Source organism: Erwinia sp. V71, assembly GCF_965644245.1.
GTDB lineage: Bacteria > Pseudomonadota > Gammaproteobacteria > Enterobacterales > Enterobacteriaceae > Erwinia.
The window spans coordinates 1-9,807 of the sequence record NZ_CBFFRK010000157.1 but is presented as its reverse complement, the minus strand read 5'-3'; the positions used below and the strand labels follow the sequence as shown (position 1 = coordinate 9,807).

Here is a 9,807-nt window from a genome sequence, read left to right as displayed (position 1 = left end):
GCGGGCATCGTGAAAAGTCTATGTCAAAGAAAGGGTTATGTTCTCATAATTGACGATTAAATCGCACCTTCCTTAAGACAGGCGGCTTAGCGTTGCACTTCGAACTTGAATCCGCCTATCACACTGCTCGGTTACATTTTTTTCCACCACACTTTCCACTATTTTCATTTTACTGCTGAAGTGGCGGTAAATCTGCCCCGCCCCCATACCTGATGCATCCTGTATTTCCTTCATCGAACTTCCATTCACTCCTTTACTGATGATGCATTTCCCCGCCGCAACTGTAATTTTGTTTTTCTGGACAGTAAAGGCGGACTTCTGTTCACCGTTAGCGTTCATCAATACGTCTCCTGCATGTTTCTGATACCGGCAGGCAATGTGCACTGTTCTGCTGCCTGCCAGGCCGCTATTATGCTTTCCACCCGCCCCCGAGCACTTTATAGAGAGTGACGTGCTGAGTGAGCTCTCCGGCACGAGCTGAAATTTCAGATTTTCTTGCTTCAAAGAGTGTACGCTGAGCCACCAGAACATTGAGATAATTATCAACACCCTCACGGTATCGCTGCAGGGCGAGTTCGTAATAACGTGTATTAGCCACCGTATCCTGAACCCGCGCGGTCAGCTCATGACGGTAGGTGCTCTGCCCGGCAAGGGCATCTGACACTTCTTTAAATGCCGTCTGGACCGCTTTCTCATAGTTTGCGATTTCCACGCGTCTGGATATTTCGGCCACATCAAGATTTGCGCTGTTTTTGCCGCCGTCGAAAATGGGGAGACTGATGCTGGGCACAAAAGACCATGCGGCTGTTCCGCCCTCAAGCAGATGCCCGAGGCTCTCGGAGGCTGATCCGCCTGATGCAGTCAGGCTGATGTTTGGAAAAAATGCGGCTCTTGCAGCACCAATGCTGGCATTTGCTGCCCTGAGGGTATGCTCAGCGGCAATGATATCAGGCCTTCCGGTTAAAACTTCCGAAGGCATGCCGGATGGCAGTGACTGAAAATGCCAGTCATGCGCCAGCGTTGCATTACTTACAAGGTGTTCTGGCAGCTCGGTCCCGACCAGTAATCTCAGTGCATTAACGTCCTGCTTAACCTGTCGCTCATACTGAGCCAGTTCAGCTTCAGCACTTCTGACTGATGTCTCAGCCTGAACAAGATCCTGCTCGCTGCTAACTTTCATCTCATAACGCTGCCTCGCAAGACGGTATGTTTCTCTCTGGCTTGTTACCGTATCAGCAGCCAGTTTCAGCAGGTCATTATCGGCGCACAACGTCAGATAACCGGACACAACGTCAGATACCAGACTGATCTGCGTTGCCCGGGATGAGGCTTCCGTAGACAGATATTTTTCCAGTGCCTCGTCCCTGAGGCTCCTGAGCCTGCCAAAGAAGTCGATTTCCCACGACGACACCCCCAGGTTCGCTTCATACTGCTGGTAAGTAACCGGACCGGTTGACCGGGTTGAATAAAGGTTTCCCGGAAGATGCGCTGATGTCTGGCTGCCGTTTGCGCTGATGGCTGGCATCAGGGCCGAACGCTCAACCCTGAAACTTGCCCTTGCCGACTCCACATTCAGTGCTGAAACTTTCAAATCACGATTGTTTTCCAGCGCCAGCCCGATGAGCTGCCGGAGCTGCTCATCGGCAAAATAAGTCTGCCATCCTGTCTCAGAGGCCGGTGTGGTTCCCTGAACCTCTTTCGGATGGCCGTCGTTCCCCCAGCGGTCACTGACCGGTAACGCAGGCCGCTCATAATGTGGCTGGAGGTTACATCCTGTAAGAACGGTAACGAGTAATGCGGGTATGACTGAAAAACGTATTACCTTTTTCATTTAATATCCTCAGACGCACTGATTAAAACAGGAAGCGCGATATTTCTTTTCCTGAGCACAGATGCATGTCCTGATGCTTCTGATAATCCGATAAATGATGATGCAACAGACAGCCGGCATTTCAGTGCCGGAAACTTGAAAACGGGACATAATAACTGCAATGCATAAATCCCGATTCAAGGTACCTTTTGTTTCTTTCAGCAAAGCTGAACAGTTCAAGGTCAGCCCCTTTTCTCCTGACCACCCCGAGTCTCGGAAGATGAATACGGTTAACGTCCAGAATGAAACCCTGAAACCCGTCAGACCTTCCGTTATAGTGGAACTGCAGATAACTGCCCGCCGGGATGATAATTTTCATCTCCTCTTTACCGTTAAAAGCACCGTTCCCCTCTTCCGTGGCAGTGATATACCGGATATCTATTATTCCGGGCGTGTCCGGGTTTGAATGGAAGTCAGTCACTCCCCAGGCCTGATGGGGGAGGAAGTGATTCTCACGTAAATACCGCCGAAAAAAGCGGTACCTGACGTCCATGTTAAACAACCCCAATTTTCCCAGCGCACAGGAAAATTTGTTCACCGTCCCGGAGAGTACGCGACATGGCATTGACACGACTTCCGGTGTTCCTACCGGGTAGATGGTCTTATTGTAAGGCGGGAAAAGCTGCGAACAGTCCCACTCGCTTAACCTGCGGTAACGTCCCGGCGGTTGACCGAAATACGCCCTGAATGCCCGGGTGAATGTCTGCTGAGATGAAAAACCGTATTTCATCGCAACATCAATGACACCTGACCGGGTGAGTCTGAGTTCTGCCGCCGCGCAGGATAACTGGCGCCGGCGAATGTATTCGCCCAGAGACATTCCGGTCGACTTCAGATAAGTCCGCTGCAGATGCCATTTGGAGTACCCTGATCTTGACGCAACCTCATCGATGGTGAGCCTGGTACCGAGCTGCGTTTCAATCCACGCAACGAGTTCCGGTATCACGTCATGATTCATCACTCATCTCCTTTCTTTCAAGGACCATATCAAACACGAGATTCAGTGCATCCGTGCCTTTACGTAACAGCAGGGTATTTCCCGGCATCAGCGTCCCTGTCCTGAGCACACCGATAAAAACATAGAAAATCAATGGTGTCAGTGTTTCAGCCTCGGTATCAGCGTTCACTTCTCCGCAGGCCTTTCCTCTCAGAACAGCAACGTGGATCAGGCCCAGCAGTCTGTCCGCACTGTTTTCACCCAGAAGGTCTTCAGGACATTCACTGCCAAAAACGGCCAGTTCGAGAGCATTTCTGAGATGCCTGTTCTTCTGAACTTCCTTCAGCCCCCTGAGCATGCAATGCCGCAGCCCGGAGACGGGTTTCCGGCAGCGGCTGACTGCTTCCGCTTCTGTAAAAAAGACAAAAGGAGCCCGTTCTATAACTTCCCTGAGCAGATCGTGTTTTTCACTGAAATGCCAGTAAATGGCTCCCCGGGTGCATCCGGCTCGCGCGGCAATCATCTGTAAGGTTGTGCGCGTTATCCCTTTTTCCCGGAAACATTCCTCTGCAGCATCGAGTATCTGCCGGCGGGTTTGTTCTGCTTCCAGCCTGGTTCTTCGCATATCTGCTCCCCCACTGTTAACCTGGTGTCGGCAAAGTAAGGCTCTTTAACAACCAGAGGCACTGCAGCGGCCCGCCAGCATCCGGAGCTGCGGGCCGCTGTGTATCAGTGCCCCGCGTCTTCGCCGGCAGTAATAGAATCAGCTTTTTGTTTTTTACTGAAAAAACCGGCAACAAGAACGTAGAAAAGCGGGATATAGAATATCGCCAGTACCGTTGCCGTCAGCATGCCGCCAACGACACCGGTCCCGATAGCATGCTTACTGCCTGAGCTGGCGCCGGATGCAATGGCAAGAGGAATAACCCCCACGATAAATGCCAGTGAGGTCATGATAATCGGGCGCAGACGCACTCGCGCTGCCTCAAGCGCCGCTTCGCCAAGGGGCATGCCGTGCTTTTCATGAAGCTCTCTGGCGAACTCAACTATCAGTATGGCGTTCTTGGCCGACAGTCCGATGGTGGTCAGCAAACCGACCTGGAAAAATACATCGTTGCCCAGCCCTCTCAGAAGCGTCGCACCCACAGCACCAATTACGCCCAGAGGAATGACCAGCATCACGGAGAACGGAATGCTCCAGCTCTCATAAAGCCCCGCCAGACAGAGAAAAACAATGATCAGGGAAAGGGCGTACAGGGCAGGCGCCTGCGAGCCGGACAGACGCTCTTCAAAGGAGAGTCCTGTCCAGGCAACACTCACGCCAGAAGGCAGCCTGGCCGCGATGTCTTCAACCGCCTTCATCGCATCACCAGAGCTGTATCCCGGCGCCGGCTGCCCAAGGATCTCAACCGCAGGAATGCCGTTATAACGCTCCAGTTTTGGGGAGCCGTAAATCCACTTTCCGGTCGCAAAGGAGGCAAATGACACCATTTCACCGTCACTGTTACGCACGTACCATTTGTTAAAGTCCTCCGGAGAAATACGCGAGCCGGCATCCCCCTGTATGTAGACTTTCTTCACGCGGCCGCGGTCATTGAAGTCGTTGACGTAGGTAGACCCCCATGCCGCTGACAGGGTGTCGTTAACGTCACTCAGACTCAGTTTCAGTGCCTGGACCTTTTCATCATCAATCAGAATCTGGTACTGGGGTTCGTCGTTCATCCCGTTAGGACGCACCATCTGCAGCGCAGGGTTTTGCGCCGCCATTCCCAGAAACATATTGCGGGCTTCCATGAGTTTTGCGTGTCCTCCCCCGCTGTTATCCTGGAGGAAAAGGTTGAACCCGGTCGCGTTACCCAGTTCCATTACGGCTGGCGGGGCAAAAGAAATGACTGTCCCCTCTTTGATAGTGGAGAAATACCCCATCGACCGCCCGGCCAGTTCAAACACGCCCCCCTTACGTTCATTCCAGGGCTTGAGTCCCACAAACACCATCGCTGAGCCCTGCCCCCTGCCGGCAAAGTTAAACCCGTTAATCAGCATGGTGGTGAAAACCATGTCTTTTTCCTGTTCCAGAAAATAATCTGAAATTTTCGTCAGGACTTTCTGGGTCTGCTCTGCACTGCTGTTAGGCGGCATCTGAACCTGCACAAACAGATTGCCCTGATCCTCATCAGGCAGGAAGGACGTCGGTATCTGCGGGAACAAAGCAACCAGCAGCGCAATGATGGCCAGAAAGAAGAGCATGGCCCTTTTCCTGGCCCTGAGGGTGCGCTCAACGCCGTTACGGTAGAGTGCTGTTCCGCTTTCGAACCTGCGGTTGAACCAGCCAAAAAAACCTTTCTTTGTTTGCCCGTGCCCGGACGGTTTCAGAATGGTTGCGCACAGGGCAGGCGTGAAAATCAGTGCAACAATCACCGACAGCGCCATTGCGGAGACTATTGTGATGGAAAACTGACGATAAATAACGCCGGTAGACCCGCCAAAGAAGGCCATTGGCAGGAAGACGGCTGAAAGAACCAGGCCGATACCGACCAGCGCACCGGAGATTTGCTCCATGGATTTGCGGGTGGCTTCAAGCGGGGAAAGCTTCTCCTCCTCCATAAGCCGCTCCACGTTTTCAACAACGACAATGGCATCATCCACAAGAAGACCAATCGCCAGCACCAGGCCAAACATGGTCAGGATATTTATTGTAAAACCAAAAGCCGCCATCATGCCGAAAGTGCCCAGCAGGACAACCGGAATTGCCAGCGTGGGAATAAGGGTGGCCCGCCAGTTTTGCAGAAACAGCAGCATGACGATAAAGACCAGTACGATGGCCTCGATAAGCGTATGGACACCCCCCTCAATCGAGGCGCTGATAACCGGCGACGTGTCGTACGGATAGATAATTTCCACGCCTTCCGGCAGCCCAGGCTCCAGTTCTTTGAGTTTTGCCTTCACCGCATTAATGGTATCAAGTGCATTCGCCCCCGTTGCCAGACGTAATGCGATAGCGGTACTGGGAAGGTCTTTGCCGTACTTAGACTGTATGGAAAAACTCTCAGACCCTAGGCTGACTCTCGCGACGTCCTTCAGTAAAACCCGGGACCCGTCAGGCTGGACTTTCAGCAGGATATTCTCAAACTGTTCGGGTTTCGTGAATCTGGTTTTTCCAATGACCGTTGCGCTCAGCTCAAGATTATTTTTCGCCGGCAGACCGCCCAGCTGGCCCGCAGAGACCTGTACGTTCTGTGCCTGTATGGCTGAACTGATATCTGACGGCGTCAGTTTATAGCCGTTAAGTTTGTCAGGATCCATCCAGATACGCATGGCATACTGGGAACCCATCATAGTGAAGTCCCCCACCCCGGACACGCGGGTCAGCGGATCCTGCATATTTGAAACCAGGTAGTCCCCGAGATCGAAACTGCTCATGCGCCCGTCTGTAGAAACCAGACCTGCAAGCATCAGGAAATTGATCTGATATTTCGCCACGCGAATACCCTGCTGCTGCACTTCATCAGGGATCAACGGCGTCGCCAGGGATAGCTTATTCTGCACCTGAACCTGTGCGATATCGGAGTCTGTTCCCTGATTAAAGGTCACAGTGATAGTAAATGACCCGTCAGAGTTACTTTCTGATTTGAGATAGCGTAAGTTATCCAGCCCGTTGAGCTGCTGTTCTATCACCTGAACAACGGTATCCTGAACAGTATCAGCAGACGCGCCGGGATAAGAGCCTGACACCGCAATTGCGGGGGCAGCAATATTCGGATACTGGTTGATGGGCAGACTGATAATGGATAATGCCCCCGCGAGCATGATCACGATGGCGACAACCCATGCAAGCACCGGCCGGTCAATAAAAAAGCGTGACATCAGAGCTCCTTAATGAGGCTGAGAAATTTCTTGCTTCTGCATTTCCGGGGATGCTATCCGGACTTCACTGCCGGGGCGGGCATTCTGCGTACCGTCAACAATGACGCGGTCGCCACTCTCCAGCCCCTCACTGATTAACCACTGGTTACCTACCACGCGTTCAGTTATGACCAGCTTGCGAATGACTTTGTTATCCTCCCCGACTATCAGGGCTGAAGCCTGTCCGGTCGGGTCTCGCGTAATGCCCCGCTGTGGAACAAGTAATGCATTTTCCCGTATTCCTTCCTGTAACTTCGCCCGGACGAACATACCAGGCAGTAATCTTCCCTCCGGGTTTGGAAACTCAGCCCGGATAATGACCGAGTCGGTGCTCTCATCCACGGTAACTTCCGAAAGCCTGATGCGGCCCGTATGCGGATATTCCCTGCCACTGTCCAGCAGCAGTCTGACCTCTGCCTGCTGCTGCTCATCTTTCTTCAGATGGCCAGCGGCAAATTCATCCTGAAGCTTCAGCAGCGACGTTGAAGACTGCGGGATATCGACATAGATGGGATCAAGCTGCTGTATCGTTGCCAGTGCATCAGTCTGGTTGGCGGTCAGCAGAGCCCCCTGGGTGACTGATGAGCGACCAATACGGCCTGAAATGGGGGCCGTAATGCTTGTATAGCCAAGGTCTATCTTCGCAGAATCAACCTCCGCTTTGGCCTGAAGCCAGCTTGAACGGGCGTCATCCCTGTCCTGCTGGCTGATGGCACTTGTTTTCACCAGTTTTTCATATCGCTGCGCCAGCAGGCGGGCAGACTCAAGGCTGGCCTCCGCTTTGGCCAGTGTGGCCCGGTAGGGTGCCGGATCAATCTGGTACAGTACCTGCCCGGCCTGAACCATACTCCCCTCTTCAAAAAGACGTTTCTGGAGAATGCCTCCCACCTGTGGCCTGACTTCTGCCACACGGTAGGAAGCGGTACGGCCCGGAAGTTCGCTGGTCAGCGGGACGCTTGTCGTGGCGAGAGTTACGATCCCGACTTCAGGAACTGAAGATTGTGGAGGCATTGGTGGCCGGTCGCAGCTGGCGAGCGTGACCACGGTTAACATTGCCAGCAGAGGCCTGACTGGTCGAAAATGCACTGACATTATGAAAGTTCTCTCGGTGGGTTGAATATTCATTCTAGTATATTCATACTAAAATAAAACTTGCAATAGCGTTGAGACAGGAAAAGAAGATGGGTGATTTGCATGACCTGGAAACGGGCGTTAAAAGTAAAGAACGCAGAAAGCAGGTGCTTGATGCAGCAGCGAAATGTTTCCGTGACCTCGGTTTTCATGGGTGCAGCATTGCAAAAATTTCCAAAGCGGCTGGCATGAGCCCCGGACATATCTACTATCACTTCGCCAACAAAGAGGCGATTGTTGAAGCCCTGGTGGCACACCAGGAAAGTACGCTTTATGAGCTCATTAACGAAATTGCGGCATCGCCGCCAGATGAAAGAATTGCCGTCAGCTTAAAACGGCACACACAGAGAATGGTGGAAGTCCATACGTCCCCGGAATTCAACGGATTGTGGCTCGAGATCGCGGCGGAAGCAGCACGTAATCCGGGCGTGGCGGAGGTCCTTCAGATCTCTCACGATGGGATTAACGCCAGGTTTCACGAGGAATTGTTTAAAAGGGCCCGGACAAATTCTCAGGCGGATATGCAGAAAATCCGGACAGGAATGGACATCATAGCCTCGGTATTCAGCGGATTATCACAGCATACCGCAACAAGAGCACTCGGCCAGGAATGGGACAAACAGTTACTGATAAATATGGTTAATGAGGTTATTGAGTGCTTTTTTGGAGAATACTGAGGCCAGCTATACAGTCCGCGGCATTTCCATAAATCAGTATAGGCATGGCGTTCAGTCAGTCTGTTAATGATGGACGCGTCCAAACATGGCCCCTCGCATCTTCCTGGTATGGCCGGGGTCAGAGCATGGGCTCATCAAAAGCAGATGGCACGCCATGCTACAGCAAAAGATACATATTCATGTTCGCTCAGACTGGCAGACCACGATATCCGGCGCCTCCCGGAGCCGACTCACTGCCATTGTTCAATGTTTTGGGTCAGAAAAGGACTGAAGAAAATGGTTGAAACATCCAGGGAACAAGAATTCAACGGAAAGATGGTCATTTCAATACTGGCATTGCTGTCAGTCTTTGCCCCCCTGTCGATTGACATGTATCTGTCGGCTTTTTCTGATATTCAGTCCTATCTCCATGCGGAAGACGGCGCGCTGGAGCTGTCTCTGTCCGTTTTTTTTCTCGGTCTGTGTGCCGGTCAGTTGTTGTTTGGTCCGCTGATTGACCGCTATGGCCGGCGGGTTCCGCTTTTAACGGGCATCGCCATTTTCTGCGGAGCCACGGTGATGCTGCTGCTGACATCCTCGGCCAGCCTCTTTATTTTCCTGCGATTTATTCAGGCAGTCGGGGCCTGTGGAGGGATGGTGGTTGGACGGGCAGTTGTGTCCGATCTGTACAGGGGGGCCCGGGCCGCAAGGGCGATGACGATGCTGGTCATGCTTATGGCGCTGGGCCCCATCCTTTCCCCTCTGCTGGGTGGCATTCTGGTTTCATATTTGGGCTGGAAGTCGATATTTATGACAATGCTCACCATCGGGATGCTGGCGTTTCTTCTGTCGGCGCTCTTTCTGCCGGAGACGCTGCCGCCACATGCCCGCTCTGCGGCGTCTTTATTAAAATCATTCGGTTCATACAGGAAGCTGTTTGTTTCCCGCAAGTATATGATTGTTTCTCTGGTCAGTGCATTTGTACAGGCGGCGATGTTTGTCTTCATCACGGCATCTTCCAGTGTATTTCAGGGTGTTTTTGGGCTCAGCAATATTGAATACGGGCTGGCCTTTGCGCTGGTCTCTTTAAGCCTGCTTCTGTCCTCCTGGCTGAATAACCGGTTGCTTATGTTCTTTTCTGTTGAGAAAATCATCAGTACTGCCCTGCCGGTATTTTTAATGACCTCCCTGATTTTAATCTCTGTCTCAGATACAGATAAATTATGGGTATTCATGGCGGATTCAAGTTCGAAGTGCAACGCTAAGCCGCCTGTCTTAACTCTGCAAAGACCACTGAAGGCTGCCGGAAC

Annotated in this window: 8 protein-coding genes; 2 read left to right on the top strand and 6 right to left on the bottom strand. The window is 52.3% G+C overall.

Going from position 1 to position 9,807, the window contains the following annotated elements; translation table 11 throughout:
• Nucleotides 1-72 precede the first annotated feature (72 nt).
• From ACSZO1_RS20555 to ACSZO1_RS20530, 6 genes are all read right to left on the bottom strand, one after another.
• Nucleotides 73-339, bottom strand: a complete 267-nt coding sequence (locus tag ACSZO1_RS20555; RefSeq protein WP_437615977.1) for a TetR/AcrR family transcriptional regulator — start codon at nt 337-339, stop codon at nt 73-75.
• Nucleotides 340-409: 70 nt separating this feature from the next.
• Nucleotides 410-1,831 carry an efflux transporter outer membrane subunit gene (locus tag ACSZO1_RS20550; RefSeq protein ID WP_437615976.1) on the bottom strand — a complete coding sequence of 474 codons (1,422 nt, stop codon included), beginning with the start codon at nt 1,829-1,831 and terminating at the stop codon, nt 410-412.
• Between the two features lie 121 nt (nt 1,832-1,952).
• Nucleotides 1,953-2,828, bottom strand: a complete 876-nt coding sequence (locus ACSZO1_RS20545) for a helix-turn-helix domain-containing protein (protein WP_437615974.1) — start codon at nt 2,826-2,828, stop codon at nt 1,953-1,955.
• Entirely contained in the window at nt 2,818-3,432 is a 615-nt protein-coding gene (locus ACSZO1_RS20540; RefSeq protein WP_086524610.1) for a TetR family transcriptional regulator, read from the bottom strand. The genes ACSZO1_RS20545 and ACSZO1_RS20540 overlap by 11 nt, the downstream gene beginning before the upstream one ends.
• Nucleotides 3,433-3,536: 104 nt before the next feature.
• Nucleotides 3,537-6,671, bottom strand: a complete 3,135-nt coding sequence (locus tag ACSZO1_RS20535) for an efflux RND transporter permease subunit (RefSeq protein WP_437615971.1) — start codon at nt 6,669-6,671, stop codon at nt 3,537-3,539.
• Nucleotides 6,672-6,680: 9 nt separating this feature from the next.
• Nucleotides 6,681-7,835, bottom strand: coding sequence for an efflux RND transporter periplasmic adaptor subunit (locus ACSZO1_RS20530; protein ID WP_437615969.1), 1,155 nt, complete (start codon nt 7,833-7,835; stop codon nt 6,681-6,683).
• A gap of 56 nt (nt 7,836-7,891) precedes the next feature.
• Between ACSZO1_RS20530 and ACSZO1_RS20525 the strand changes: the two genes are divergently transcribed.
• Together ACSZO1_RS20525 and ACSZO1_RS20520 are read left to right on the top strand one after the other, a co-directional pair.
• Nucleotides 7,892-8,518: a TetR/AcrR family transcriptional regulator gene (locus ACSZO1_RS20525; protein ID WP_437615967.1), complete on the top strand. Its 627-nt coding sequence runs from the start codon at nt 7,892-7,894 to the stop codon at nt 8,516-8,518.
• Between the two features lie 276 nt (nt 8,519-8,794).
• Nucleotides 8,795-9,807, top strand: a 1,013-nt coding sequence (locus ACSZO1_RS20520) for a Bcr/CflA family efflux MFS transporter (RefSeq protein ID WP_437615965.1), incomplete at its 3' end; no start/stop codon positions are given.

Excerpts from the sequence above, each read along its gene's own strand:
- ACSZO1_RS20555 (WP_437615977.1), bottom strand. The coding sequence starts at position 339 with ATGAACGCTAACGGTGAACAGAAGTCCGCCTTTACTGTCCAGAAAAAC.
- ACSZO1_RS20525 (WP_437615967.1), top strand. The coding sequence starts at position 7,892 with ATGGGTGATTTGCATGACCTGGAAACGGGCGTTAAAAGTAAAGAACGC.
- ACSZO1_RS20545 (WP_437615974.1), bottom strand. The coding sequence starts at position 2,828 with ATGAATCATGACGTGATACCGGAACTCGTTGCGTGGATTGAAACGCAG.
- ACSZO1_RS20535 (WP_437615971.1), bottom strand. The coding sequence starts at position 6,671 with ATGTCACGCTTTTTTATTGACCGGCCGGTGCTTGCATGGGTTGTCGCC.
- ACSZO1_RS20550 (WP_437615976.1), bottom strand. The coding sequence starts at position 1,831 with ATGAAAAAGGTAATACGTTTTTCAGTCATACCCGCATTACTCGTTACC.
- ACSZO1_RS20540 (WP_086524610.1), bottom strand. The coding sequence starts at position 3,432 with ATGCGAAGAACCAGGCTGGAAGCAGAACAAACCCGCCGGCAGATACTC.
- ACSZO1_RS20530 (WP_437615969.1), bottom strand. The coding sequence starts at position 7,835 with ATGAATATTCAACCCACCGAGAGAACTTTCATAATGTCAGTGCATTTT.